The sequence below is a fragment of the Siphonobacter sp. SORGH_AS_0500 genome (assembly GCF_002838835.1).
Classification (GTDB): domain Bacteria; phylum Bacteroidota; class Bacteroidia; order Cytophagales; family Spirosomataceae; genus Siphonobacter.
In genome coordinates this window covers 89629-116382 of the sequence record NZ_NHPP01000006.1, presented here as the reverse complement: position 1 = coordinate 116382, position 26754 = coordinate 89629, and the positions used below count along the sequence as shown (strand labels likewise).

The 26754-nt window shown below is 45.0% G+C and carries 21 protein-coding genes and 2 pseudogenes; 12 read left to right on the top strand and 11 right to left on the bottom strand.

Translation table 11 applies throughout. The features are described 5' to 3' along the window. Positions 1–103 precede the first annotated feature (103 nt). From rsmH to BWI96_RS08565, 4 genes are all read left to right on the top strand, one after another. Positions 104–1027, top strand: coding sequence for a 16S rRNA (cytosine(1402)-N(4))-methyltransferase RsmH (rsmH, locus tag BWI96_RS08580; protein ID WP_232793649.1), 924 nt, complete (start codon positions 104–106; stop codon positions 1025–1027). Between the two features lie 46 nt (positions 1028–1073). Then, entirely contained in the window at positions 1074–1460 is a 387-nt protein-coding gene (locus tag BWI96_RS08575) for an FtsL-like putative cell division protein (RefSeq protein ID WP_106636242.1), read from the top strand. Between the two features lie 26 nt (positions 1461–1486). Continuing rightward, positions 1487–3751, top strand: coding sequence for a penicillin-binding protein (locus BWI96_RS08570; protein WP_106636241.1), 2265 nt, complete (start codon positions 1487–1489; stop codon positions 3749–3751). A 267-nt stretch (positions 3752–4018) separates the two neighbouring features. Then, a complete protein-coding gene (locus tag BWI96_RS08565; RefSeq protein ID WP_106636240.1) occupies positions 4019–5512 on the top strand; it encodes a capsule assembly Wzi family protein in 1494 nt (497 codons plus the stop codon). A gap of 58 nt (positions 5513–5570) precedes the next feature. Here BWI96_RS08565 and BWI96_RS08560 read toward each other — a convergent pair. The 3 genes and pseudogenes from BWI96_RS08560 to BWI96_RS08550 form a co-directional block, all read right to left on the bottom strand. Beyond that, positions 5571–7443, bottom strand: a pseudogene (locus tag BWI96_RS08560) (ABC-F family ATP-binding cassette domain-containing protein). After that, a complete protein-coding gene (aroC, locus tag BWI96_RS08555) occupies positions 7443–8525 on the bottom strand; it encodes a chorismate synthase (protein WP_106636239.1) in 1083 nt (360 codons plus the stop codon). The pseudogene BWI96_RS08560 and the gene aroC overlap by 1 nt, the downstream one beginning before the upstream one ends. Positions 8526–8615: 90 nt before the next feature. Beyond that, entirely contained in the window at positions 8616–9914 is a 1299-nt protein-coding gene (locus BWI96_RS08550; RefSeq protein ID WP_232793648.1) for a BatD family protein, read from the bottom strand. A 180-nt stretch (positions 9915–10094) separates the two neighbouring features. Between BWI96_RS08550 and BWI96_RS08545 the strand changes: the two genes are divergently transcribed. Then, positions 10095–10322, top strand: coding sequence for a hypothetical protein (locus BWI96_RS08545; protein ID WP_106636237.1), 228 nt, complete (start codon positions 10095–10097; stop codon positions 10320–10322). A 126-nt stretch (positions 10323–10448) separates the two neighbouring features. On the opposite strand, the gene BWI96_RS08540 is transcribed toward BWI96_RS08545, so the two are convergent. The 8 genes from BWI96_RS08540 to BWI96_RS08505 form a co-directional block, all read right to left on the bottom strand. Further along, complete coding sequence (locus BWI96_RS08540) at positions 10449–11819, bottom strand: dihydroorotase (protein ID WP_106636236.1); 1371 nt, start codon at positions 11817–11819, stop codon at positions 10449–10451. Between the two features lie 27 nt (positions 11820–11846). Further along, positions 11847–14333 carry a DUF3857 domain-containing protein gene (locus BWI96_RS08535; RefSeq protein WP_198555199.1) on the bottom strand — a complete coding sequence of 829 codons (2487 nt, stop codon included), beginning with the start codon at positions 14331–14333 and terminating at the stop codon, positions 11847–11849. A gap of 305 nt (positions 14334–14638) precedes the next feature. Next, positions 14639–15613: a porphobilinogen synthase gene (gene hemB, locus BWI96_RS08530; protein WP_106636383.1), complete on the bottom strand. Its 975-nt coding sequence runs from the start codon at positions 15611–15613 to the stop codon at positions 14639–14641. A gap of 94 nt (positions 15614–15707) precedes the next feature. Then, on the bottom strand, positions 15708–16184 hold the full coding sequence (locus BWI96_RS08525) for a DUF456 domain-containing protein (protein WP_106636234.1): 477 nt from the start codon (positions 16182–16184) through the stop codon (positions 15708–15710). A 75-nt stretch (positions 16185–16259) separates the two neighbouring features. Beyond that, positions 16260–17039 (bottom strand): ribonuclease III, encoded by a 780-nt coding sequence (gene rnc, locus BWI96_RS08520; protein WP_232793647.1) that lies wholly within the window; start codon positions 17037–17039, stop codon positions 16260–16262. Positions 17040–17092: 53 nt separating this feature from the next. Then, complete coding sequence (gene fabF, locus BWI96_RS08515; protein WP_106636233.1) at positions 17093–18340, bottom strand: beta-ketoacyl-ACP synthase II; 1248 nt, start codon at positions 18338–18340, stop codon at positions 17093–17095. Between the two features lie 171 nt (positions 18341–18511). Next, positions 18512–18748, bottom strand: a complete 237-nt coding sequence (locus tag BWI96_RS08510) for an acyl carrier protein (RefSeq protein ID WP_106636232.1) — start codon at positions 18746–18748, stop codon at positions 18512–18514. 232 nt (positions 18749–18980) lie between these two features. Further along, on the bottom strand, positions 18981–19658 hold the full coding sequence (locus tag BWI96_RS08505; protein ID WP_106636231.1) for a head GIN domain-containing protein: 678 nt from the start codon (positions 19656–19658) through the stop codon (positions 18981–18983). A 214-nt stretch (positions 19659–19872) separates the two neighbouring features. On the opposite strand from BWI96_RS08505, the gene rplS reads away from it, so the two are divergent. The 7 genes and pseudogenes from rplS to BWI96_RS08470 all read left to right on the top strand — a co-directional run bounded on the left by rplS (position 19873) and on the right by BWI96_RS08470 (position 26750). Continuing rightward, a complete protein-coding gene (gene rplS, locus BWI96_RS08500; RefSeq protein ID WP_106636230.1) occupies positions 19873–20229 on the top strand; it encodes a 50S ribosomal protein L19 in 357 nt (118 codons plus the stop codon). Between the two features lie 134 nt (positions 20230–20363). Continuing rightward, positions 20364–21191 carry an amidohydrolase gene (locus BWI96_RS08495; protein WP_106636229.1) on the top strand — a complete coding sequence of 276 codons (828 nt, stop codon included), beginning with the start codon at positions 20364–20366 and terminating at the stop codon, positions 21189–21191. Positions 21192–21299: 108 nt separating this feature from the next. Next, entirely contained in the window at positions 21300–22088 is a 789-nt protein-coding gene (locus tag BWI96_RS08490; RefSeq protein ID WP_106636228.1) for an SDR family oxidoreductase, read from the top strand. A gap of 181 nt (positions 22089–22269) precedes the next feature. Continuing rightward, positions 22270–23523: pseudogene (gene fucP / locus BWI96_RS08485) on the top strand (L-fucose:H+ symporter permease); the annotation flags it as partial. A 265-nt stretch (positions 23524–23788) separates the two neighbouring features. Then, positions 23789–25183 (top strand): RIP metalloprotease RseP, encoded by a 1395-nt coding sequence (gene rseP, locus BWI96_RS08480; protein ID WP_106636226.1) that lies wholly within the window; start codon positions 23789–23791, stop codon positions 25181–25183. A gap of 3 nt (positions 25184–25186) precedes the next feature. Continuing rightward, complete coding sequence (locus BWI96_RS08475; RefSeq protein WP_106636225.1) at positions 25187–25705, top strand: DUF6702 family protein; 519 nt, start codon at positions 25187–25189, stop codon at positions 25703–25705. Positions 25706–25835: 130 nt separating this feature from the next. Beyond that, complete coding sequence (locus BWI96_RS08470; protein ID WP_106636224.1) at positions 25836–26750, top strand: SGNH/GDSL hydrolase family protein; 915 nt, start codon at positions 25836–25838, stop codon at positions 26748–26750. The last annotated feature ends 4 nt before the right edge of the window (positions 26751–26754 follow it).

The window sequence follows — 26754 nt, the reverse complement described above, 5'->3', positions numbered from 1 at the left end:
GGAGGACGTATTATTTTTAAAGAATTTTTAGATTAGCGTGCAAAAGCGTTCTGCTTTTATCGCTCTAAAGCATTCACTTTTAAAGCCTTATTACCCTAAGTTCATGTCTTCAACGCCAACGCCCGATTACCACCAGCCCGTTATGCTCCAGGAATGTCTGGAGGGACTCAACATTCGTCCGAACGGTATATACGTAGACGTGACTTTTGGCGGCGGCGGACACTCCAGAGCCATTCTCAAGCAACTCGGGCCGGAGGGTCGCCTGTTAAGTTTTGATCAGGACCCTGATGCGAAAGCCGAATCTAAATTTATTGAAGATAAGCAGTTTACGTTCATAGAAGCCAATTTTCGTTACCTGAAAAAATTTCTGCGTTTGAATGGCGTTCGAAAAGTAGACGGCATTCTGGCAGATTTAGGCATTTCTTCCCACCAGATCGACGTACCCGAACGAGGGTTTTCTACTCGCTTCGATGGTCCGTTAGACATGCGGATGAACCCGGAGGCCGAGTTTTCAGCGAAAGATGTAATCAATACTTACGACGAAGCTCAGCTTCACAAGATTTTTGGATTATACGGCGAAGTAAAAAATGCTCGTACGCTGGCCAATGCCGTGTATGCCGCCCGACAAAACGGAACCATTGAGACCGTTCAGGAGCTGAAAGCCGTGCTTCAGAAATTTGCTCCACGCGGGAAAGAATTCAAATATTTCGCCCAGGTTTTTCAGGCCATTCGGATTGAAGTCAATGAAGAAATGAAGGTGCTGGAAGAATTTCTGGAACAGGTACCGGAAGTATTAGCTCCCGAAGGCCGATTGGTAGTCATGAGTTACCATTCGCTCGAAGATCGGTTGGTGAAAAACTTTATTCGCTCGGGCAAGTTTCAAGGAGAGGCCGAGAAAGATTTATACGGCAATGAACTGAAGCCTTTGAAGTCAGTCATCCGCAAACCCATCGAAGCTACGGCGGATGAAATTGCCCTGAACTCCCGGGCTCGCAGTGCACGTTTGCGAATAGCAGAGCCTAATTAACGATTCATTACCCTCTGAAAGACGACTCCAAAACAACCTTCAATAGATGTCATCCAACTCCGAAAAAAAGAAGCCCATTCAATGGCTTGAACCGCTCTTTAAGCTTCTGCGGGTCAGTCAGTGGAAAGGTCAGTCCAATCCCAATCAGAAGTTATTCAACGCCTTATTGGTGGTGGTTCTGATGATTAGTTACGTTGCCTGGGTCTTACACGGAGAATCATTGATTCGGGAGACCGATACGAACCGTCGTAAAATCAGTGAATTGAATGCGGAGTTAACCTATGAAAAATCGAAGTTAATGCAGGAGTCCCGTCAGTCCCGGATCATCCAGAAAGTGGCTCCGTTGGGTTTGCGTGATTACCGTAACGAGCAACCTCCCATTAAAGTAGTAATGCCTACCCACAAGGCTGACCAGCAAGCTGTCAACCCCTAGAACCAACCTATTTTTGATTTATTTCTATGCCTGAAGCTCTGAATCTTAAACGTCGGATTTTTCTTCGCAGCATCCTGGTATCGGCTGGTTTGCTGGTCTTTAGCATCGCCATTGCTACCCGTATTGCCTACGTGCAGCAGGTGGAAGGTCCTGAATGGAAAAGTAGAGCCGAAAACACCCGATACCGAATCATTCCGGCCACCCGAGGAAATATTTTCTCGGACGATGGAAGCCTGCTGGTGACTTCGGTACCCGAGTATCGCGTCGGGATTGATCTCAGTGTTACGGTTCGCCATTCTGCTGATTCAGCCCATTTTTTCAAAAACCTAGATTCACTAACGATTCATCTGGGTTATATGCTTAATGAATCGCCCAAGGCCATTGAAAAACGCATTTTATCCGCTCGTCGGAAACTGCTGAATGTCATGGCTTACAACGAAGCCCAGACCGATACTTCGCTCTGGAAACAGGAACCTCGTTACCTGTCGATCAGCCCTAAACCCATTACTTACGAAAAGAAAAAGTGGCTTTTTGAAAACACCAAGTGGGCGGCTATCCGCAAGGCTACGAAGCAGGAAAAACTAGAGGACCAGGCTCTGAATCGCAAAAAATTCAGATTCAAATGGATGCCGCTGGATAGCGTGAAGTTATTCTCCACCGGGCTCAATTTCGAACTGGTTCCAAACCGGGATAAACCCTTCAGAAATACAGCTTCCCGTTTGCTAGGCAAGACGGATGACATCATTATTAAAGATCCCAACGGTCAGGGAATGGAGGTAATGCGAGGGATGACAGGTATTGAAAAAAGCTTTAACAAAGAGCTATACGGACAGGAAGGGCATGGCTGGTTTGAGAACCTACGCGGCAGTTGGCGACCCCTGAACGAATCCGAAGAACACCATCCCATTCCGGGACTGGATCTGTATACTACCCTGAATATCAACATGCAGGATGTTACGGAAGCAGCCTTACTGAAAGCGGTGAAATACTATAAGGCTAAGTACGGAACGGCGATTGTGATGGACACGCAAACCGGTGAAATTAAAGCCATTGCGAACCTTCACCATACCAAAGATACTACGTATGTAGATGATCAGAACTTTGCGGTTAATTATCGCATTGCTCCGGGATCAACCTTTAAACTGGCTACGATGATGGCAGTTTTTGAGGAAACGAATGTATCTCCTAATGATTTGGTATCCACGACAGGCCAGTACCTGCACCTGCATGACTCCAATAATATGGGATATGGTGTCATTACGATTGAAGATGCCTTTGTCCGCTCTTCCAATACGGGAATGGCCCGCGTGCTGGTGCAGCATTTCTCGAATAAGCATGATAAGTTTATTGACTATCTGGAGAAGTTTCACCTTGCCGACAAGCTTGGTTTTCAGGTAGAAGTAAGCAAGGGGAATGAAATGCCGGAGTTTCACCGGATGGATCATCGGTTGTATAGTAAAAAGACGCTTCCTACCATGTCCATTGGCGAAGAAATGCGTCTGTCGGCTCTGCAAATGCTGGCTTTTTATAACGCCGTGGCCAACGATGGGTACTGGGTTCAGCCCATTGTAGTAAAAACCGCCAAACGCGGTGATCTGGTTGAAATTGATTATACCAAGACCCAACGCCGCGATTCCGAACGAATCTGTTCGGATAAGACGCTGAAAATCGTCAAAAAAATGCTGGAAGGGGTGCTGGAAAGCCCTCACGGTACGGCTCGTAGTATTCGGAGTTCTAACTATCGCATTGCGGGAAAAACGGGGACCTCTAAGAAATTTGACGGCAAGCTAAAAACCAATAAATATTACTCCTCATTCATTGGTTACTTCCCCGCTGAAAAGCCGCGTTATACCATTCTGGTAGCTTTGGATGAGCCGCATAACCCAGAAACGGGCACCTCGGCCTACGGTGGTACCGCAGCCGCTCCGGTCTTCCGTGAGATTGCGGATAAAGTACACGCCCTGGATTTAAAAATGCACCGAACCTTACGCGGGAACCCCGCCTTTGCCAGCGAATGGCAGTCCGAATTAGGGAACTCTCACCCGAATGATGTACGGATCATTTCCAGCAGTTTTCAGATTCGTACCAACGCCAGTGGCTGGGATGAAGCTCCAAGAGGAAGCACGAAGAAGGTTCCAAATTTAAAGGGAATGACCCTGCGGGATGCTTTATACGTGCTGGAGAACCGGGGTTATAAAGTTACCTATCACGGTCGGGGTCACGTCGTGAATCAATCGCTGGAACCCGGCACTGAACCCCTTGATCGCCGCATTTCTTTAGAACTGCATTAGTATTTCGTTAAGATTACTCCACGCTGCTAGCTTTTCTACTAGCAGCATTTATTGAAAGCTACTTTCTACTGCCAGCCTTTTGCTGGCAGTTTTTATTTATAACCAGTCGGTAACCTTGATACGGCCCCACTTCACAATTTGCGGCTACTTCTCTCTTTAGTCCTTCGCATTAAAAACCGTTAACTAATAAAAGCAAAATAAGCATTAATACCTATTAAATTACCAATACATTGAGTCAAGCTAATCCAACCTACTTACACTTGATTCATGCTATTTCGGATTTACCTACTGGTTTTGTCGTCAGTATTAGTGCACGCACAAGGTATTCTTACCACTGCGGAGACGTATGAAACGTCGGTCCGCTTAACCGCCGCAGGTTCCGTACCGTTCTGGATGCAAGCCCGTCAATACGGAGTAATGCCATCGAAAGGCTCTTTTTTACAGACTTCTTTTCTCATTCATTCCGATTACCAGAAGCCCAGCAAAACGCGACCTTACCTCCAAAACAAACGTCTAGATTGGGGATATGCCTTGGAAGTAACGGGTAACGTAGGAAGAAATCCTCAGCTCTTTTTACCGCAGGCTCATCTTAAGTTCAAGTACAAAAATCTGGAGTTGTACGCGGGTAAACGCAAGGAGTTAATAGGTATTGCCGATTCTACTTTAGGCATGGGGCCTTATAGCTGGTCGGGTAATGCTATGCCAGTTCCTAAAATTCAACTGGGTTTGACGCAATGGACTTCTCTTTTCACACCTCATCTTGCCATTCAGGCGTCAATGGCCCACGGCTGGCTGGATGATCGCGAAGCTTACGTTCGTCGTGCGTATCTGCATCAGAAAAATCTATATTTTCGCTTCGGTAAGCTTCAGGCAAATGTATTAGGCTTTGTGGGGATCAACCATCAGGTGCAATGGGCGGGCACTTCATCCGTAGTTCCAGCAAACACAAATTACTTTCAGTTAGACGGCAGTCTTCCCCGGGATGCTGCGGCTTTTCTGAGTGTACTAACCGGCAAACGAGGGTTCGGAAAAAACTATAACCCTTACGATCATGAGGAGCGAGTAGGAAATCATCTGGGCTCAGTTGATTTAGCCCTGCAAATCCAGTCTGATGCTCAAAGGATATGCATTTACCGCCAGCAGCCCTACGAGATGCCCTCCCTAATGTATCTGTCTAATTTGCGAGATGGACTTTGGGGGATTAGTATCCATACTCATGCAACAGGCTACCTTCAGACCGGCCTCCGAAACGTAGTTTTTGAAGTATTATCAACGCAGGATCAGGGTCGAAAAGGGCCGCTTTGGGGCACTAAACCCATCTGGACGGAGCAATATTTTAATCACCTTCAGTACAAACAGGGTTGGTCGTATCAGGGAAGAACGATTGGCGTACCGTTTATCAATCCCTCCACCAACCAGAGTTACTTCAATAATAACAATCTTCTCACCGTTTACCACTTGGCGGCAGAAGCTTGGCTCACGAGTCAATGGCAGGTTACTGGCCGACTATCGTATCTAACCTCACGGGGTAATCCCGATCATCTCTATACACATCCCAGGCAGCAACTTTGCTTTCTGATTGAAGCTCAGCGAATGATATGGTTTCTTAAAGGCTCCGCTCTTCACGCCAGCATGGCCGGAGACGCGGGCGATCTTTACCCCAGCTCTCTGGCCTTTTCCGTGAGCATTAAAAAACGCTGGGGTTTTGTTGACGAAAGTATCCCTGAACTGGAGCGGTATCGACTACGGTATCGTCGATAATACAAAAGAGCCTGATCGTTCAAGAACGATCAGGCTCTTGCCTTCAGAGGTAAAGACCTTACTCAGATAATTCCATCCAGCGGAATTCTTTATCTTCCAGTAAGGCATTGATCTCTTCTATTTCTTTGGCCCACAATGCAATCTGCTGGTAATCTGCACTACCAGAGTTCATTTGTTCCGTTAATACGGCTCGCTTGTTTTCCAGCTCGGGAATTTCCTTATCCAGACTTTCCAGTTCTTTTTGCTCCTTAAAACTCAGTTTTCGTTTGGCTGGAGCTGGCGTTACTGCCGCTGGAGCTGGCTCGGCTTTAGGAGCTTCCGACTTAGGCTTGCTAGCCTCCACCGGAGCTGCATTACTGAGCGATTCGCGATAATCGGTATAGTTACCGGGGAAATCCCGAATTTTTCCCTGACCTTCAAAAACGAACAAGTGTTCGACCAGCCGATCCATGAAGTAACGGTCGTGAGACACCAATACCAAACAGCCTGAGAACTGAAGCAAGTAATCTTCCAGCACGTTCAGGGTCTGAATGTCCAGATCGTTGGTAGGCTCATCCAGAATCAGGAAGTTCGGGTTTTTGATTAATACCTGCAGTAACTGCAAGCGGCGTTTTTCCCCCCCTGAAAGTTTCTCACGTCGGTATATTGTCGCTTGGGTTCGAATAAAAAGTGTTGCAGAAACTGGCTGGCCGTGATGGTTTCTCCCGATCCCAGCGTTACCACTTCAGCAATATCTTTCACCACATCAATGACCCGCTGGCCGGGCAAGAAGGTGGGTTCACTCTGCGTATAATAACCGAAACGAACGGTTTCACCCACGCTAATTTCGCCGGAGTCTGCCTGCTGTTCGCCCGTCAGAATGTCCAGAAACGTTGATTTACCAACGCCATTTTTCCCAACGATACCAATTCGTTCTCTCCGCCGGAAAATGTATTGGAAATCCTCGACGATTTTAGGGGCCCAAATGCTTTCTTGATATGATCCAGCTCGATGATTTTACTACCTAACCGAGCCATACCAATGTTTAATTCAACATTCGATTCCTTCCGGCCCTGATTGGCTTTGTCCTGCAAATCATAAAAAGCATCGATACGATACTGAGCCTTCGTTCCCCGGGCTTTCGGCTGACGACGCATCCATTCCAACTCCTTCCGAAGCAGGTTTTGAGCCTTATCTACACTGGAAGCTTCGGAAGCATAACGTTCCGACTGACGCTCCAGGAAATAGGAATAGTTGCCTTTGTACCGATAAATCGACCCATCGGCCAGTTCCAGAATTTCGTTACACACCCGATCCAGGAAGTATCGGTCGTGGGTCACCAGTAATAACGTGGTATTAGCAGTACCCAGGTAATTTTCCAACCACTCGATAGCTTCCAGATCCAGGTGGTTGGTAGGCTCATCGAGAATCAGTAAATCGGGTTCTTCCAGCAGGACTTTCGCCAGAGCCACGCGTTTACGCTGCCCTCCGGAAAGTTGACCGATTAATTTGGTAAAGTTTTCTTCGGCAACCCCTAAACGCCCTAATACCTGCTTTACTTTCGATTCGTAATCCCAGGCTTTCTGAGCTTCCATTTCCTCCGCTGCATCCGAAATTTCCTGATCACTTCCATCAATCAGAGCTTTCTCGTACGAGCGAATGGCCTGTAACAAAGGGCTGTCTCCCAGAAAAAGAATATCCAGAACGGTTTGATTTTCGTCCAGAGCCGGATTTTGGCTGAGATAGCCCAGCCGAACTTCCTTTCGGATACTGATTACTCCTTCTTCAGCCGTCTGTAAGCCCGCCAAAACATCCATTAATGACGTTTTTCCGGTACCATTCCGGCCAACGAGGGCTACTTTATCGCCTTTACTCAACCCGAACGTTATATTTTTAAACAGCCAGCGTTCTCCCGTTGATTTCGAGAGATTCTCGGCGGATAAGTAATTCATTAGTTAACCCTCCTAGCCTGATTCAACAAATAAAAATCTACTAATACCAAGGCCGCCATGGCTTCCACAATCGGCACTGCCCGGGGCACTACGCAGGGATCATGCCGTCCTTTGCCGGAGACGACCGCGGCGTTGCCTTGTAAATCCACCGATTCCTGGTCCTGCATAATCGTGGCTACGGGTTTGAAAGCCACGCGGAAGTAAATATCCTCCCCATTAGAAATCCCCCCCTGAATGCCCCCAGACAGGTTAGTCCGCGTACGAACTTTTCCGGCTTCATCGGTATAATAAGCATCATTATGCTCGGAGCCGAATAATTCAACTCCTGCAAAGCCCGAACCATACTCAAAGCCTTTTACCGCGTTAATTGACAGCATGGCTTTGCCTAATTCGGCGTGCAGCTTATCGAAAACCGGTTCGCCCAGTCCTACGGGTACACCCGTACAAACGCACGCCACGACTCCACCAATGCTATCCCCTTTTTTGCGGGTCTCGTCAATGTAGTCGAACATTTGCTGAGCCATCTCAGGATCGGGGCAACGAACGGCGTTTTCTTCGGCTAAAGCCAGGTTCAACTCCTGATACGATTTTTCGAGCTTTAGCTTACCCACTTGCGAAACATAGGCCTGAATACTAATACCCAGCTCTTTTAATACCAGTTTAGCCAAAGCTCCGGCGGCGACACGGGCAGCCGTTTCGCGGGCGGATGACCGACCACCACCCCGATAATCCCGAAAACCATACTTGCTGGTGTAGGTATAATCGGCGTGAGAGGGGCGGAATTGCTCGGCAATGTGGCTGTAATCTTTTGACCGTTGATCTTCATTGGGAATGACTAGAGCAATGGGCGTTCCGGTGGTTTTGCCTTCAAAAATTCCGGAAAGAACCTGAAACTCATCCGCCTCCCGACGCTGGGTAGTAATACGCGACTGGCCGGGTTTGCGGCGGTCTAACTCTTCCTGAATGAACGCTTCGTCAAACGGAATCCCAGCGGGGCATCCGTCGATTACTACGCCAATAGCCTTTCCGTGCGATTCACCGAAGGTGCTGATTTTAAATAAAGTACCGTATGTACTAGACATAAATTCCTGACATTTTATTCGTATCCGAACGGTGCAGATACGTAAGATTTTAAATCCACTTGGGGGATTTCCAACTATTAAAAGGAGGCGTTAGCCCCGTCTACTTCGTACGAAAATATAGGCCATTCCTAAAACCATGATTGCTAGCAAGCCGTTCGCCAGACTCATAATTGTCGCCTGAACATTGACAAACGGTTTTGTACTATCCACATTTTCCAGGTTACTGAAAATGGTGCCAGCCAGGCCGTCGGTATCGGTATTGGTTACCCGCTCTCCCTGCGTTTTCAGAACCAGGTCTGATTTCCACCTTTGATACGCTTTCGTACGGGGGTTGAAAAATATCCAGCGAAAATACGTGCTTAATGGGAAGTTTCCGGCCTGTTTGGGAATGATCTGAAAGGTAAATGTTTTCTCACCACTGACCCGCCCCCGCCGACGGACAACGGACTGCTGGATGGAGGGTGGATAAAAATCGAAAAAATTATCGTTTTCGGGCGTTGGAATCAGAATTGGCGTTAGGTTACCCGTTCCGCTGATGATGATTTTATATTGAACGCTTTTGCCCGTTTGTACCACCTGAGTACTGAGCTCATCCCGAACGGTATAATCCCCGGTCACAGCCTGATTTTGCTGCGGGTCTTTCGGTAAGGCAATGGGCTGAATAAAAATGGGCTTACTTGAAAAGGTTAGAAACTCCTGTTTTCCCGCTTTTTCATTCTTCACAATCATTTTCAAACTGACCGATGGGAACTGGATCCTTTCTGTATTGAGCGGAAAATAGACGGCCTGAAACAGGCGATACTCCGTGTATTTACGGCCCTTAATGGTTGTCTCAAAAATTTGAGGTTCTCCGCGAATACCAAAATTTTCTTCCCAACAGTTCGCCGGACGAATTTGCTTAAGAATAGCTCCTAATTGTAAGTTAAGAGCATAAAAATCCATTTCTAAAGGGTTATCATCCGCAACAAAAAATCCCAGACTCAAGTTAAATCCTTCGCCTGTGTATACCTGATTACGATTGGCACTCAGCAAGAGAAAGGCCGAAGCTTTGGCGTCGGGAAGCATAGGTTCAACGACCTCTTCTTCCTCTTCCAGCTCTGCCTCTTTGACAATCGCATCGGTCACAATGACAATTCCACCCATCGATTGCACGCTTTGTCCATTCACATTCATTGTAAATGGCGTGACTACATAATTTCCGGGTTGGTTTGGAATATAATTTTGAGTGATTCGTTGTACTATCTCAGAACGATTGCCAACAGTCGTTGTTGAAGTGGTTGTAGTAGTGCCCCTGCGACTCATGCCAATGATATCTGGGAAGCGATCATATTCGCGATCTTCGCTACCGGTAATGACTACAGAAATCGTGTAGGGCTTACCTAAAGGCACCGAAGAGGCCCCTAATTCAATGCGAATATTGTTTTGCTGGGCAAAAACAAAAATTCTTGAAAAAGAACAATAAAAAATTATTATAATTAAATATATTTGTTGAGGCTTCATCGTTACAAAGATAGGCCTAAAAACTTTGGCTTAATTGTCATTGATTTAACCTTAAACCACCGCATCGTCATGTCTATTACCTTATTAGAATATATTAAGATCATTCTCCAGAAAGTCAGTTTCGACGCAAAGTTATTTGAAAAAGAGCTCCGCAAAGCCTTACGTCAACTTGTTCCGGCTCAGGTGAAAGAACTCAAACTGTGGTGCTATTCACTGTTTGGAAAAATATACTACCGTATTTTACGCCGATGCTTCGCTACGGTTCGTTTCCGTCGCCTGAAGCTCGCTCAAGAATAGTTTGTGATGATTTTAGGGATGCCAAAATCCTCACCGGAATTCCGGTGAGGATTTTTGTTACCTGGATAACGTATTTATATTCAGGATATTGAATAATATCATTCTTCACTTTTCTTTTTGAAAGGATTACAGAGCCGCAAAGGTCATACGCTCCCCCTGTTTACTTTCGTAGAAGTTTCCATCCGCATAGGCCAAGTGACCGGATACAATGGTATGCGTTACAGCCGAACGCAGGGTATATCCCTCCAGCGGAGACCAGCCACACTGAAAATGCAGGCTATCTTTCGTAACCAGATTCGGACGATCCAGATCTACCAGCACTAGATCCGCCCAATACCCTTCCCGGATGTACCCCCGTTTATCAATTCGGAAACAATCAGCCACCGCGTGTGCCATTTTCTGGGCGATTTTTTCCAGGGAAATTTTTCCGTCCTTGTAGAATTCCAGCATCATCAATAAAGGGTGCTGAACGAGCGGTAAACCCGAGGGAGCCTGCCAGTAAGATTGCTGCTTTTCCTCCCAGGTATGCGGAGCGTGATCCGTCGCAATGACGTCGATGCGGTCGTCCAGCAAAGCCTGTAATAAACGTTGTTTGTGACCATCCGCTTTAACGGCGGGGTTACATTTAATCTGGTTACCCAGTCGCTCGTAATCGCGGGCATCGAACCAGAGGTGATGCACGCAAACTTCTGAAGTTATACGCTTCTGGCTCTTCCGTTCGTTACTCGTAGCATCGGTGTAGCCGTAGTAACCTTTCTCAAAAAGCTCCGTTTCCTCCCCCGTTGTCAAGTGAAGAATGTGCAGGCGAGTGTTGTATTTTTTGGCTAACTCAACCGCCATCGAGCTCGACTTATAGCAAGCCTCTTCGTTCCTGATTTCAGGATGTACCCGAGCCGGAGCGTCGTCGCCGTATTTTTCTTTGTAAGCGGCTACATTCGCTCGAATCGTAGCTTCATCTTCGCAGTGCGTAGCGATCAGGTAAGGGGCATTGGCAAATAACTTCTCCAGAACGGGACGACTATCCACGAGCATGTTACCCGTAGAAGAACCCATGAAGATCTTCAGTCCACATACCTGAGTAGGGTCCGTTTTCATGACTTCCTCGTAATTATCATTGGAAGCTCCCATGAAGAAGGAATAATTCGCCAGTGACGTAGCCTTCGCGATAGCGTATTTATCGGCTAGTAATTCCTGCGTAAGGGCATTCGGAACAGTATTGGGCATTTCCATAAAGCTCGTTACGCCACCCGAAACTGCCGCTCTGGCTTCCGAACGAATGGTAGCTTTGTGGGTTAATCCAGGTTCACGAAAGTGCACCTGATCGTCGATAACTCCCGGAAGAAGGTATTTTCCCTGGGCATCAATGACCTGATCTGCCGAGAGCCCAGACAAACCCGAGCCGATTTTTTCAATAAAACCGTCTTTGATAAAAACATCCGCTTCCCGGATTTGGCCCTCATTGACGAGTCGAGTATTAAGAAGAAGAATGGAGTTCAATGCAAAATGTATTTAAGTAGTAGAGTGCTACAAATTTACATCGCTTCCTTCCTGCTCCAGCGAGTTCTTTACATTTTCTAACGAAGGTATATACTGATAGGGAAAAACAAATGTCCGTTTGACCCGCGTTGACCGTAAGAAATAAGGGATCCATACGGCAGTGATAAGGATGGCTCTTAAAAGATCATTGTAGCTTTCTTTACCATTAGTAGTTGCTGGCATCAAAAACTCTGTGATCATCACATCAAAACAGCAAAGAAGCAGATTACTACCATAAAGAATGATAATGTAATGAGGAAGCGTATTTCTCCGTTGAAAAAATTGAATCAGACACAGAATAGTCCACTCCAAAAGGAAAACATTAGCGATTTGCTCCAGTAATATAGTCAGTTTTAAAATTCCCGAATTAGGTAAAACGTCCATCGCTGCCCAGATTTCAGGAGTAACGATACCGCATATAGTAATGATAAGTAAAAGTGGACTTATTATTAACGACAGCATTGGTAAAACCAGCCAACCCCCAATTTTTTCCGGAGAATTGATTCGGTATTCGTCAATTGGAAGTGAACGGGAACGGTGTAGGCGAATTAATCCAACAGCTAAAGCAATACCAAGAAGAATCAGTAACCCGATATAATATTTTGCCCTGCTACCAAGATCAGACTGACCTAATTCAGGATACCAGGTAAACTCGTAACCGCTTACATTAACTAAATCATTTCGATCTTTAACGTACTCGTTTAATTTTCCTGCTTCGATAAAATCTTTTTTAGCAGTATATTTAAAAGACATTGTAAATATAGACCCCAAGCTTTTATAACTTCCTTCGTAATGAAGCTGATAAGCATCTCTATTGAGTGTCAAATGAGATGGTTCAAGGCTCCATTCTTCCGGAAAATGTACTTTCACTACATAATCCATCTGATTGGGATAGTTCCAGGCAAAGGGGTTTTTACGGGGTTTATCAGGCATTTCATAAAAAACATTTCGAATCTGGTCTGCTATAACCGAAGTCGTAAATAAGCGTTCCGAAGAATCTGCCAGTTTCCAGACTTTCTCCAGAATATATTCTTCATAAACCGTAATTTTATTTTCAGTTTTATGTTCATCAAAACGCAGGGAATCTTTCATTTCTATGGATACGCCCTGATACATATTCTGATAATAATCCCTATAGTCTTTCTCTAGCTCATTCATACTTTTTTGGGCAAGATTCGCTCGCATTTGGTCGGCTGCCCGGCCCCAATAAGTAGATTTTACGAATAAACGACCTTTACTATTCCTTGAACCAAGGTAATAGTCTTCCTCGACAGTAACATTTCCCCCGGGTACAATCGGAGTGGTCTGAAGCGATTTTTCGCCTGTCTTAATAACGAGAACTTTACCGTAATCAGGGATATAGTTAGCTTTAATCGAGCCTTTCTGATGAGAAATTGTCGGGTCAATCCAGTAAACTTCCTCACCAATTTTAGCCCAGACAATAACGTGATTAAAGACCCCTGGAGAAGGTAAATACTGATTCAGGTTTTTTCCATAATAAGTATCTACATCCACAATAGCTGCTTCTATCCCAGCACTTCGCAGTAAGGTTACCAGCAATAATGATTTGTCTTTACAATCTCCTAATCTCTTCCGAAATACTTCAGACGGAACATGAGGACGGTGCGAATATTCTCCAATCTCAATACCCGTATACCGAATCTCGTTCTGAATAAAACGCGTGGCCAATTCCAGCAAATAAACTGAATTACCTGATGACTGAGCTTTCCAGCTTTCTACTTTTTTCAACAACTCAGCAGGTAACTGACCCATTGAGGGTAGAATGCTTAGCTCCCAGTTTACCACATCTTCCCAGGACTTATACTCCGTGATCTGCCAAAAGGGTAGATTGTTATACCAACTCGGCGTATTTTTTTCATTTTCCAGCACAGCAGGTTTATCCAGATTCCAGCTATACGAGACCTGACCTCCTTTTATTTCTTTATGAGCTGCCGGAGCATTATTAAATCGCTTGAACTGGAGGTCACGTTTAGAGGAATGTATCAGACTTTTAAAAATCTGCCCAAAGGGGGAATAACTGTAGAAATACATTTCATTAAAGTAACGATCTCCAAAGATCGGATTGCGTCCTTTTAGGCTATAAGAAATAATTATTTCGTCCCCTTTTCGTATATCATTTAGGGTAAGACTGGCCGTATAAGTACCTCGGTAAATAAACTGATCCCGCTGAGATTCTTCCTGAATTAATTTAAACGCTTTTAGATCCAGACGGTCTTGTAATTCACTACCTCTTTTTACTTTTATTTCATGGAAAATTAAACTTTCATAAGAGGGGTTAACTTCAATGGAAACTTCTGATCCATTTTGTACACCTTCTTCTGAAAGAATAGCTCTAATTTCCTGATAATAAGTTGTTTTTTCTTCAACCTGCGTTTGTGTTTCCCAAAGCTTGATATAATATCCATATTGAACCTGCCGAAGATTCACCTGCTGATTACTTTTGGGTAAAGGCAAAATCCAAGTAGGTTTTACAGATTTCTTTAATTGAGGAACAGTAGCAAAAACACTTTCTGAAAGAGAAATCAGACAGATAACGAGGAGAAGTAAAGAAACACGCATAGAGCCAGAACAATGAGTACTTGTTCAGAATTATTCAGAATACAATGGATACGTATGTAAAGTTAATTCTTTTCATTAAACCCCTTTATAAAATTTATGTATTCAACTTTAGTATGATTTTATACACTTTGATTATTGATAAATAAAAAAGACCGCACGTAAAGATTACGTGCGGTCTTTTTTATTTATCAATAGGTATCTTATCGACTTAGCTCAGCAAATTCTTTCGCAAAATACGTAAGAATAATTTTAGCTCCGGCTCTTTTGATGGAGGTAAGCGTTTCCAGCATTACCCGGTCGCCATCAATCCAGCCTTTCTGAGCGGCTGCTTTAATCATGGAGTATTCACCGGAAATATTATAGGCCGCAATCGGTAAAGCGAAGTTATCGTTCAGCATTTTGATGATGTCGAGGTATAACATGGCAGGCTTTACCATGAGGTAATCGGCACCTTCCGCAAAATCCAGCTCAGCCTCAATTAACGCTTCCTTAATGTTCGCCGGATTCATCTGATACGTTTTCTTATCCCCGAACTTCGGAGCGGACTCCAGAGCATCGCGGAAAGGGCTGTATAAAGCTGAAGCATACTTAGCCGTGTACGACATAATAGCTACTTTAGTAAAGCCCGCGTCATCCAGCTTTTCCCGCAGGTAACCTACCCGACCATCCATCATGTCCGAGGGGCCTAGAATATCTGCACCCGCCTGGGCCTGGGCGATACCCATTTTGCCCAGGTATTCCAGCGTTTCATCGTTGAGAATTTCTCCATTTTCAACGTAACCGTCGTGACCATCAGAGCTGTAAGGGTCCATAGCTACGTCGGTCATAACCACTACCTCAGGATATTTACTCTTGACGGCATGAATGGCTTCGAGGTACATACTGCCTTCCCGCCAGCTCTCGCTTGCCGTTTTATCTTTTTTGGACTCATCCAGTCCGGGAAACAGGTCAAAAGCTTTAATTCCCAAATCCTGGCAGCGACCAATTTCGTCCAGCAGGTTATCCAGCGAATGCCGATATACTCCCGGCATGGAGGCTACTTCTCGCTTTACGTTTGTTCCTTCTACCACGAAAACGGGTAGAATTAAATCATTTACTGAAACCGTAGTTTCTTCCACTAAAGCCCGCACGGCTGCACTGGTTCTCAACCGACGAGGGCGACGTAATATATGCATGGCTATGAAATGTAAGCGTGAAAACTTCCACAAAGGTACGGTAGCTTGCCTTTGGTCATGATAGAAAATTTGAATTCGTTGGAAGGCTAATTCTTTACTTCCAAATGCCCGCGATGGCATAACCAATCATTACCAAGCAGAGTAGTACTTTCATGAATATCCCTGCCATGAAGCCCAGAAAAGAACCAAAAGCCGCTCGCATGGCTCGGCCAGAGGCCATCCCGCCGAAGATTTCTCCCACGAAAGCTCCAACAAAGGCTCCTACGAAAATCCCGCCGGGAATGGGTAAGATTAATCCAACCAGCAAGCCGATAGTCGTGCCCCAGGCTCCCCGGGTTGTTCCGCCAAATTTCTTTACTCCCCAAATAGGTACGAGGTAATCCAGCACTGCAACGATGGCTGTAAAGACTCCTAAAACAACCAGAGTGGTCGTGGAGAACGTAACCCGACCGGACCAGTGCAATAATAATAAACCCAGATAGCTTAACGGTGGGCCGGGTAAAGGTAAGACGGCTCCGGCTAATCCGACCAGCAAAGCAATGATCCCGAGGATCACTAACAAGATTTCCATAGGTGATAGAGGTGCTGAGATTTCATATAAAAAAAGCTGCCTAACTCAGGCAGCTTTGCTAAAAATCAATACCAATTAACTCACCGGTTTGGCCAGATTGAGTTTCTCAACCGCTTTTTCAGAAGCCGATTGCTCAGCCTTTTTCTTGTTAAAGCCCGTTCCGGTGGCGAAAACTTCGTTATCTACCACTAGCTCCGCGATAAACTCTTTATGACGGGCCGAACCTTTTTCGGTAACGTCAAACCGAAGCTCGCGTCCTTCGCGTTGAGCCCATTCGATGATCTGGGACTTGTAGTTAATGTTTGTCTCAACGACTTTATCCAGATCAAAATAACTAGATAACAAACGCTTGAGGATAAATTTCTTGGTGAAAGGAAATCCCTTATCCAGATAAATAGCTCCAACAAAGGCTTCCAGTGCATCGCCATACATAGACGTGCGAGCCAGTACCGTCCGTCGATTGGGGTCGTATTCCACCAAGGTATCAAGCCCCAGTTTGCGAGCCACCAAGTTCAGTGACTCCCGGTTTACGATTCGTGAGCGAATTTCCGTCAGAAAGCCTTCGTCTTTGTAGGGATACTTTTTGAAAAGATACTCAGCCACAACCATGCCCAGCACGGCGTCACCCAAGTATTCCAGTCGCTCATTGGATAGTCTCAGATCCTTACCCGCCACGGCTTTGCTGGCCGAGGTATGCATAAAGGCGAGCCGATATAGCTCCACATTAGACGGTCGGGTTCCAATAAGCGTAGCTACCGCCTGCTTCAGCTTTTTCTCCTTGTCGGATTTAGATCTGAAAAGTTGGGTCAGTGGGTCAAAGACCGTTGAAACAAGCAGCGGTAACGGTAGCAGCACAGGATCAAAATTTATGAGAAGAGCCGTATGCCAAAAGCCTACGGCTCTCCCGACTATATTTTCTTAAATACAACGCAAGTGTTGTGTCCACCAAAGCCAAACGTATTGCTAATCGCAACGTCTACTTTACGAGCTTGTGCCTTATTGAACGTGAGGTTCAAGTTAGGATTAATTTCCGGATCATCCTCAAAATGGTTGATCGTTGGAGGCACAAGCTGGTTTTTGATGGCCAAAATAGCCGCTACGGCTTCAATCGCAGCAGCACCTCCCAATAGGTGGCCCGTCATCGACTTCGTTGAGCTGATATTCAGCTTCGATGCATGCTCGCCAAACAGACGCTCAATGGCTTTTAGTTCCTGAGGATCACCAATCGGCGTTGACGTACCATGGGTGTTGATATAATCCACCGCTTCCAGAGGCAATTCTGCATCTTCCAGAGCCAGTTTCATACACATATAAGCCCCGCGTCCTTCGGGATGAGGAGCCGTAATGTGGTAAGCGTCCGAAGACATGCCACCACCCATAATTTCGCAATAAATTTTAGCTCCACGGGCTTTAGCATGCTCGTATTCTTCCAGAATAAGAGCCGCCCCACCTTCGCCTAATACGAAACCCTCACGACCTTTATCGTAAGGACGGGAAGCTGTTTTAGGATCGTCATTCCGTTCCGAAAGTGCCTTCAGAGCGTTAAATCCACCTACACCCGCCTGCGTAACGGCGGCTTCCGAACCCCCTGATACGCAAATATCCATTTTACCCAAACGGATATAATTAAACGCGTCAATCAGGGCATTTCCTGAAGAAGCACAGGCAGAAACGGTAACGTAAGTAGGGCCACGGAACCCATGACGAATGGAAATCAGACCCGCTGAGCTATCAGCGATCATTTTAGGAATAAAGAACGGATTGAAGCGGGGAGATCCATCGCCACCGCCAAAGTTCAGCACTTCTTCTTCAAACGTTTTTAATCCACCAATACCAGCACCCCAGATCACACCAATGCGGTCCAGGTCTACCTGTTCTTTATCGAAAGCCGCATCTTTGATGGCTTCATCAGCGGTAACCACTGCATACTGGGTAAACCAGTCCATCTTACGGGCTTCCTGGCGAGGAATGTGTGCCTGTACGTCAAAGTTTTTAACCTCACAGGCAAACTTTGTACGGAAACGGGTGGCATCGAATCGAGTAATCGTATCGGCACCGCTGACCCCGTTAATCAGGCCATCCCAGTATTCCTCTACCGTATTTCCTATGGGGGTAAGAGCTCCTAGTCCAGTGACAACAACTCGCTTTAATTGCATAGTTTAAAGTTTTTGGTAATCAGGTCAGGTTGTTTTTACCTGTTTACGACGGGTACATAGAACCTACAAGTAAACAAGAAAAAACCTGAGCCACAAAATCAAAAAATGTGCTAATCCGAAAAGGGACATAAATATGCCCTTTTTCAAATTAGCACCGCAGATAGATGTTACTTACTTGGCGTGTTCTTCAAGATAGGTAACAGCCTGACCGACCGTAGTGATCGTTTCAGCCTGATCATCGGGAATAGACACATTGAATTCTTTTTCAAATTCCATGATGAGTTCCACGGTATCGAGCGAGTCAGCTCCAAGATCGTTCGTGAAGCTAGCCTCTGGAGTAACTTCAGATTCTTCTACGCCCAATTTGTCAACGATAATCTGCTTGACTTTAGCTGCGATTTCTGACATTGTGTTTGAGTGATTTGGTTCAAAAAACGTCGCAAAGAAACTGACTTGATGTCAGATTGTCAAACATAATTTTTTTGTCAAAGCTTTATTCTCCAATGTTCGATCAGGAAAAACCACACTTAAATCATTTTTAAGGGGCTTATTCACCTCATTCTTAAGGACAATCTAATTCTTTACCTCCTCAAACTTTGGTTGAATGCAACTTTTGGAATATTGTTTAAAATTTGAAAAATTATTCATTTCTCACCGAACTAGCCCCTGATGTATTGGCATTTACGCTCGGATTTCCCCGGTAACGCACCCGACTGGCCCCACTGGCTTCGGCTGATAATTTTTCTTTTACGTAAAGGCGAGCATTACTGGCTCCCGACACATCGATAGTAGCCTGGCTCACTTCGAGCCCTTCCGCTTTAAAAGACGAAGCTCCTGATATATTTCCCTGAAATTTTTGAGTGTTGCCCGTCAGGGTTACATTCGAGGCTCCAGATACATCTACATCCAACGTTTTGGCTTTCACTTCAATGCTGGCCTGAGAGGCTCCGGAAATATCGACACTCATTTGGTTTTCGGCTCCAAAACCCGTTATGGATGAACGCGACGCACCACTAAAACTTACGCCTTTCAAAGCCGGCATGGTAATGTGCACCTCCACCCGTTTCCGATTGGAGTAACGGTCAGAATCGTTATACCGAATGCGTAATTTCCCATTGCTTACTTTCGCCTCCAGATCATTAATGTCACTTTCCTGCCCTTCTACTTCTACCTTGAATTTACCGGGATGTACATCGATAATGAAGGCAGAACCTAAATCCAGTTGGTCGAAATTACTAACATTAAAGGTTTTGCTGGCCTGAGCAGAGGCTCCAAGGCTGCTAATCAGGATAAGTCCGGTTAAAAGGTTCTTTTTCATTATTGAAAAGGTTTGATAAATGTTCGTTACAAAACTCAAGGATGATACTTTGGAAAAAACTGTTGCACAGGTGATTAAATAAAGTAAAACTCTTGCAGTCCCAGAAAATTACCGTATTTTTGCGGCTCATTTCGGCAACCGCTCGACCTGTGGGATTCGATGTTGCCGATCTATCAATGAGTTAGACCATTTTAACAAAACTCTTACAGAGGTCATGAGTGATCTGATCAAACTGGTTGAAGCTGACAATTCAGCTCGCCGGAACGACATCCCCGATTTCAAATCTGGTGATACCCTTAATGTTCACGTTAAAATTCGTGAAGGTAACAAAGAGCGTATTCAGGTTTTCACCGGTACGGTGATCCAACGCAAAAACTCAGGTACAAACGGTGAAACGTTTACCGTTCGTAAAGTATCTAACGGCGTTGGTGTAGAGCGGATTTTCCCTGTTCTTTCTCCTAACATCGACAAAATCGAAGTAGTACGTCACGGTTTAGTTCGTCGTTCACGTATTTACTATCTGCGTGGCAAACAAGGTAAAGCTGCGAAGATCAAGGAAAAGAAGAAATAAGAACCTTCTTACGGGTTTTCATAAAGGCTGTCTCTTTCGGGACGGCCTTTGTTTTTTTCTAATTTATCAGTTTTTGATTGTACTTTTACCTTAAATCATATTGCTTTACCCCACTATTCAGCTAATTTCTACGGATGAAAATTGATTCGCATCAGCATTTCTGGGTGTTTGATCCTGTACGCGACGCCTGGATTACTTCCGACATGGAGCCCATTCGCCGGAATTTTTTACCGAATGATTTGCAGCCCGTTCTTCAACAAAATAACATCGATGGATGCGTGGCCGTACAAGCGAGTCAGTCTGAAATTGAGACGGATTTCTTAATTCAGTTGGCCGAGCAAAATGACTTCATTAAAGGAGTAGTCGGCTGGGTAGATCTTCGTTCTGAACTCGTGAGCGAACGCTTGGAATACTTCAGGCAATTTCCCAAATTAAAAGGATTCCGTCATATTGTTCAGGGGGAGCCGGATGATCTCTTTCTGCTTCGTACGGAATTCATGGACGGAATCAGAGCTCTGGAAACGTACGGATATACCTACGACATTCTCATCTATCCTAAGCACTTACCTACCGCCCGCGAGTTTGTTACCCGTTTACCCCATCAGCTTTTTGTGGTCGACCATTTGGCAAAACCTTACGTGAAAGCGGGTGAAATTGAAAAATGGGCGGCAGATATTCAAAGCCTGGCTAAACGCGAAAACGTCTGCTGTAAAGTATCGGGTCTGGTAACGGAAGCCGACTGGGAGCAATGGACTCCCGAACAGTTACGGCCCTATCTGGACGTAGTTTTTGAAGCATTCGGTCCCGAGCGGGTTATGTTTGGCTCCGACTGGCCCGTGTGCCTGGTGGCTTCTTCTTACGAACGCTGGGTGCAGGTATTACAGGAGTATACCGGCTCTTTATCTAGCTACGAACAGGAGAAGTTCTGGGGCGGTAATGCTAAAGATTTTTATAGTTTATAAGGTTATCTTTCTATGCTTTTGATCTTCTTTAGGAAAGAAATTGAGGTTTAATGAAATTTTGACCGGAGATTTGACGTACTCAACTAGCAAGATCAAAAGCATTCTCTAATGAATCTAAACCTTACCAATAAAGTCATTATCGTTACGGGCGGTGCCAAAGGCATTGGCGAAGGCATTAGTAAAGTATTAGCCTTTGAGGGTGCCATTCCCGTGATTGTAGGGCGTAGTGAGACTGATAATCTGAAAACCGTCGCCGAAATTGAAGCCGCAGGCGGACAGGCTTTTCAGGTGCCTGCTGAATTAACGCAACCTTCTGCCTGCGAAAAAGCCGTTCAGCAAACGCTGGATAGATTCGGAAGAATTGACGGACTGGTTAATAATGCCGGGGTTAATGATGGCGTAGGACTGGAAAATGGCTCCTACGAAGACTTCGTTGCCTCACTTCATAAAAACGTCATTCATTATTTCCTGATGGCCAAACACGCCCTCCCTGCCTTGAAAGAATCCAAGGGAGCTATTGTTAACATTGGCTCTAAAACGGCAGAAACGGGTCAGGGTGGTACTTCGGCCTATGCCGCTGCCAATGGCGGTCGGAATGCCTTAACCCGCGAATGGGCTGTGGAGTTACTAAAATACAGCATCCGGGTAAATGCCGTCATTGTGGCGGAAAGCTGGACGCCCCTTTACGAACGCTGGATTAACGGCTTGCCTAACCCCGAAGAAAAGCTGAAAGAAATTACCCGTACCATTCCTTTCGAGCAACGCATGACGACTACCGAAGAATTAGGGAATACCGTCGCGTTTCTGCTTTCGGAAAAATCCAGCCATACAACGGGACAGCTTATTCACGTCGATGGTGGTTATGTTCACCTGGACAGAGCTCTGGCTAATGCCTAATATTCAGATAAATTCGATTCATCTATTTCATTTAGCTCAACCCTATTAATCATTTTATACCTCCTCTAATCCTAATTTTCATGGCACTTGGACCTTCGTCTGAAAAAGTAACTATTAAAAATGGCTCTGCTTCCGGCAGTTATTTGATACCTCTGGCTCTCGTTACGAGCTTGTTTTTTTATGGGGTCTGGCCAATTCACTCAATGGCACACTGATCAAACAATTTCAAATTGCCCTGGACTTAAGCCGATTTCAGGCCGGTATTGTTGACTTTGCTTTTTATCTCGGTTACTTTTTCATGGCTCTGCCCGCAGGTTACGTCATGCGAAAGTTCGGTTATAAAAAGGGAATTCTTCTGGGCCTGATTTTATACGCCGCCGGAGCTTTCCTGTTTTATCCTGCGGCCAGTGCCCGCGTGTACGTTTTCTTCCTTTTCGCCCTGTTCATGATTGCGAGCGGCATTGCATTTCTGGAGACAGCGGCTAACCTCTACGTAACTGTTCTGGGAGATCCTGAAACTTCCGAATGGCGGCTTAATTTCTCGCAGTCTTTCAATGGCATTAGTCTCATTATTGGTCCCATCATTGGTGCTCTCTTTATTTTTTCCCAAACGGAATACACCCCGGAAATGCTGGCTAAGCTACCCGCAGCCGAAGCAGAGGCAATTCGGGTGCAGGAAGCTCTTTCCGTACAGGGACCTTACCTGGCCATTGGGTCCATTGTAGCTCTCGTGGCTTTGGTTTTTGCCGTAGTGAAAATGCCGGAAGTAGGAGCTGAAGAAGAAAAGTCAGCCGGAAAAATTTCCATTACGCATTTATTCCGTCACAAACATCTGGTATATGGTATCATTGCCCAATTTGCCAATGTGGGAGCTCAAACCGTTTTGTGGGGGTACTTCGTAGACTTTAAAATTGATTTTTCCCGGGAAAAACACTGGGTACTGGCGGAAGGATGGATGAAAATCGTTAGTAGCATCAGCGGACTGGATCCTTCTTCACTTTCCTATACTCAAATTGCCGGTTTTCACGCGTCCTTTGCTCTGGTTTTATTCATGCTGGGCCGTTTCGTAGGCACTTCCCTCATGGCTCGCATGCCTGCTCAACGCGTGCTGGCGATTTACTCCGCAGCTGCGGTAGCATTTGTGGCCATTGCTGCCCTCTCTGGCGGTCTGGTTGCGGTTATCTGCCTGAGTTTTACCTATTTCTGTCAGTCTATTATGTTCCCAACCATCTTTGCACTGGCAACTAAAAACCTGGGCGTAGAGGCGAAGATGGCTTCGTCACTGATCATTATGAGCATCGTAGGCGGTGCCGTTTTACCGCTGGTCGCTGGCTTACTTTTCCCTTCTGGAGCAGCAGCAGCCTTGCTGGTACCCTTTGTTTGTTTTGCTTATGTAGTATTCTTTGCCGTAAAAGGATATCGTGCCGATTATTAATCGTAATAGATACATCTCTATTCCAAGAAGCCAGACTAACCCTCTGGCTTCTTTTGCTCAATACCTTTCCTTATCTCTAAATTTTTCTTAAAGAGAATCCTTTCCCCCTATCTTTGTGTTATCTCAATAGTTTACTGTCTTCAGTTTACCGATTATTTAGAAGAATATACAGGTACGGTTCGTTGTTAACCTAGTGATTCATGAACGGATCATTGAAAACAGAAAACCGTAGACTGATAACTCAAAAAAACGCAAAACAAATCGAATGAGTGGATGGATTATGGCAGGGCAATTATTGCTTGGCCTTTCAATACTGGTAGGATTACACGAGTTTGGACACTTCTTCTTTGCCAAGCTCTTCAAAATTAGAGTTAATAAATTCTACATCTTTTTCGACTTCCTTTTCCCGCTTCCCAACGTCGGAAACTTTGCTCTCTGGAAAAAGAAAATTGGTGATACCGAATACGGTATTGGCTGGTTTCCTCTGGGCGGTTACGTACAGATTGAGGGTATGGTGGACGAAACGCAGGATGCAACCCAGCTTTCTTCGGAGCCGAAACCCTGGGAATTCCGGGCTAAACCCGCCTGGCAACGTTTATTGGTAATGCTGGGTGGTATTATTGTGAATATCATTACGGGGATCATCATTTTCTCGGCCCTTTCCTACCAGAATGGGTACAACTATATTCCCGTTTCAGAGGTAAATAAAAACGGGATTGTGGCTGGTGAATTAGCCCGCGAAATTGGCCTTCGTACGGGTGATAAAATCCTGAAAGTGAACGGCCAGCCCGTTAAAGATTTCCGGCAGGATGTAGTGGGCCAGGTATTGCTGGAATCCAATAGCACCTATACAATCGACCGCAATGGTCAGGAGTTAACCATCCCTGTTCGTAATGATCTGGCTGGTTTACTGGCTCGCGATAACAACCCCGAACGCTTCCTGAGCACCTTTGCTACGCTTGATGACGTAGCCCGTGTAGCCGAACCCGAAAAACCCGGTCTTTTTGCTCGCATTCTGGGTAAAAAAGAACAGAGCTTCCCAGCTTTCGAAGCAGGGTTTAAGGAGGGTGATAAAATTCTCTCCATTAACGGCAAACCCATCAAGTATTACCACGAATTTTCGGACGCTCTGGCGGCTAATAAAGGTAAAGTAGTGGACGTCGTGGTTAACCGAAAAGGTAAAACTCAAACGCTGAAGCCTAAAGTTACGCCCGAAGGAAAGCTGTTATTATACCTGAACCGCACTCCTTTGCAGAAACCTGCTCACGAAGACTACAACTTCGGTCAGTCCGTGGCAGCAGGTACGTATGATGCCTTTGATGTAGTAGCAAAAAATGTAAAAGGCTTTGGTAAAATCTTTAAAGGTGAAGTAGCCGCCAGCGACGCCATTAGCGGTCCGGTGGGTATTAGTAAACTTTACGGAGAAATCTGGGACTGGAATCACTTCTGGACGGTAACGGGTTTGCTTTCCATGGCTCTGGCCTTCATGAATGCTTTACCCATTCCGGCTCTTGACGGGGGCCATGTTATCTTCCTGTTGTATGAAATGATTTTCCGCCGGGCTCCTTCCGAGAAATTCCTCGAACGTGCTCAGCAAATCGGTACCATCCTGCTGTTAGGGTTAATGGTATTTGCTGTCGGAAATGACCTGTTTAAGTAATAGATGATGGTGAGTAAGCTAAACCATTGGCTGATTTATTCCCTGCTGGTCATTGGGTTTTCGGGGATTACCGCTTTTGATTCGGGCAAGCATGATTTTCATAATAGCCTGACTGAAATGCGTTATAATCCGAAAAACAAAGCTTTTGAAGTAGAGATCAAGCTCTTTACCGACGATCTGGAAACGGCTTTGAATCGGGGTAATAAAGGTCCAAAAATTCGTATTCTGGATAAAGATGCGAACGACAAGTTAGTTGAAGCCTACGTTCGGAAACATTACAAGTTTACCAACGCAGCGGGAGTTATCAAACCTTATCAGTACGTTGGCAAGCAGAATGAAATGGATGCCACCTGGGTATTCATCGAAATGCCCTTCAGCGATCCAATCAAAGGTTGTAAGCTTCAGCAATCGGCCTTAACCGACGTTTTCGATGATCAGCAGAACATCGTTAATCTGAATTTTAACGGCGATAAGAAGTATTTTCTATTCAATGAGAAAGTGCCTGTTCGGGTAATTGAGTAAAATACGGATTAAATAAAAAAACTCCCTCTAATGTTAGCTCATTGAAGGGAGTTTTTTATTTTTTAATTTAGTGTCCGCTTATTAGTTACTGTTCTATAACCTTCTGATATTCAATCAAAATTCTTACGATATGCAATCGATTTTGAAGATTATCTTTCTATACCTAAGTATCATAACTCTAGCCCTTGCATTAAGTGAATGCAAAAATAAGGAAGATGTTTTTGTTGATCAGACTATTTTAACACCAACTTTATCTCCAGGCTCAGGACTAGTGCCCTATAAAACCACTGTACATTTTCAGTCTAATCAAACGAATGCCATTCTAGAATATTCATTAGATAATGGAAAAAGCTGGCAAACGGGAGATAGTGTGCAATTGGAAAGTTCCGTGAATATTCAGGTACGTAATAGAATTGATAAAAATGTATCTACAACAGCTACCAATAGTTACACACTCAATTTTGAAAAAGTACTTATCATTGGCAATAGCATTACTCGCCATAGTCCAGCTCCAGAAATAGGCTGGAAAGGCGATTGGGGAATGGCTGCTTCTGCTGCTGATAAAGATTATGTTTCTTTAGTAAAAAAGTATCTGTCTAGCAGGAATTCAACTACCCAGTTTCTAGTGACTAATAAAGGGAGTTCTTTCGAAGTTAATTATGGTGATAATTTTGATTGGAATTTATTTAATAATGAATTAGCTTTCAAACCTGATTTAATAATTGTAAGGATTGGTGATAACGTCGAAGATAAAAAAGTAAATGAACGGCAATTTGAGGTTCATTTCGAGAAGTTAATAGCTTACCTGACCAGTTTTGATTTTCAGGGAAAGGTAATTTGCACAGGAAGTTTTTGGGAACGATGGGAAGCAAGCTCCGCCATAGAAAGGGTTTGTAAGCGGAAAGGGTACTGCTACATAGAGCTAACTTCCCTAAACACCCAGAAAAATACGGCCTATAATCAATTTATAAACCAAGCCGTCTCTTCTCATCCTTCAGATCGGGGTATGGAAGAAATTTATAAACGATTAACCCCCTACTTTTAACCCT

What these genes read in the sequence shown, in the direction of transcription:
- rsmH (WP_232793649.1), top strand. Translation starts at nt 104, where the DNA reads ATGTCTTCAACGCCAACGCCCGATTACCACCAGCCCGTTATGCTCCAG.
- BWI96_RS08575 (WP_106636242.1), top strand. Translation starts at nt 1,074, where the DNA reads ATGTCATCCAACTCCGAAAAAAAGAAGCCCATTCAATGGCTTGAACCG.
- BWI96_RS08570 (WP_106636241.1), top strand. Translation starts at nt 1,487, where the DNA reads ATGCCTGAAGCTCTGAATCTTAAACGTCGGATTTTTCTTCGCAGCATC.
- BWI96_RS08565 (WP_106636240.1), top strand. Translation starts at nt 4,019, where the DNA reads ATGCTATTTCGGATTTACCTACTGGTTTTGTCGTCAGTATTAGTGCAC.
- aroC (WP_106636239.1), bottom strand. Translation starts at nt 8,525, where the DNA reads ATGTCTAGTACATACGGTACTTTATTTAAAATCAGCACCTTCGGTGAA.
- BWI96_RS08545 (WP_106636237.1), top strand. Translation starts at nt 10,095, where the DNA reads ATGTCTATTACCTTATTAGAATATATTAAGATCATTCTCCAGAAAGTC.
- hemB (WP_106636383.1), bottom strand. Translation starts at nt 15,613, where the DNA reads ATGCATATATTACGTCGCCCTCGTCGGTTGAGAACCAGTGCAGCCGTG.
- BWI96_RS08525 (WP_106636234.1), bottom strand. Translation starts at nt 16,184, where the DNA reads ATGGAAATCTTGTTAGTGATCCTCGGGATCATTGCTTTGCTGGTCGGA.
- fabF (WP_106636233.1), bottom strand. Translation starts at nt 18,340, where the DNA reads ATGCAATTAAAGCGAGTTGTTGTCACTGGACTAGGAGCTCTTACCCCC.
- BWI96_RS08510 (WP_106636232.1), bottom strand. Translation starts at nt 18,748, where the DNA reads ATGTCAGAAATCGCAGCTAAAGTCAAGCAGATTATCGTTGACAAATTG.
- BWI96_RS08505 (WP_106636231.1), bottom strand. Translation starts at nt 19,658, where the DNA reads ATGAAAAAGAACCTTTTAACCGGACTTATCCTGATTAGCAGCCTTGGA.
- rplS (WP_106636230.1), top strand. Translation starts at nt 19,873, where the DNA reads ATGAGTGATCTGATCAAACTGGTTGAAGCTGACAATTCAGCTCGCCGG.
- BWI96_RS08495 (WP_106636229.1), top strand. Translation starts at nt 20,364, where the DNA reads ATGAAAATTGATTCGCATCAGCATTTCTGGGTGTTTGATCCTGTACGC.
- BWI96_RS08490 (WP_106636228.1), top strand. Translation starts at nt 21,300, where the DNA reads ATGAATCTAAACCTTACCAATAAAGTCATTATCGTTACGGGCGGTGCC.
- rseP (WP_106636226.1), top strand. Translation starts at nt 23,789, where the DNA reads ATGAGTGGATGGATTATGGCAGGGCAATTATTGCTTGGCCTTTCAATA.
- BWI96_RS08475 (WP_106636225.1), top strand. Translation starts at nt 25,187, where the DNA reads ATGATGGTGAGTAAGCTAAACCATTGGCTGATTTATTCCCTGCTGGTC.
- BWI96_RS08470 (WP_106636224.1), top strand. Translation starts at nt 25,836, where the DNA reads ATGCAATCGATTTTGAAGATTATCTTTCTATACCTAAGTATCATAACT.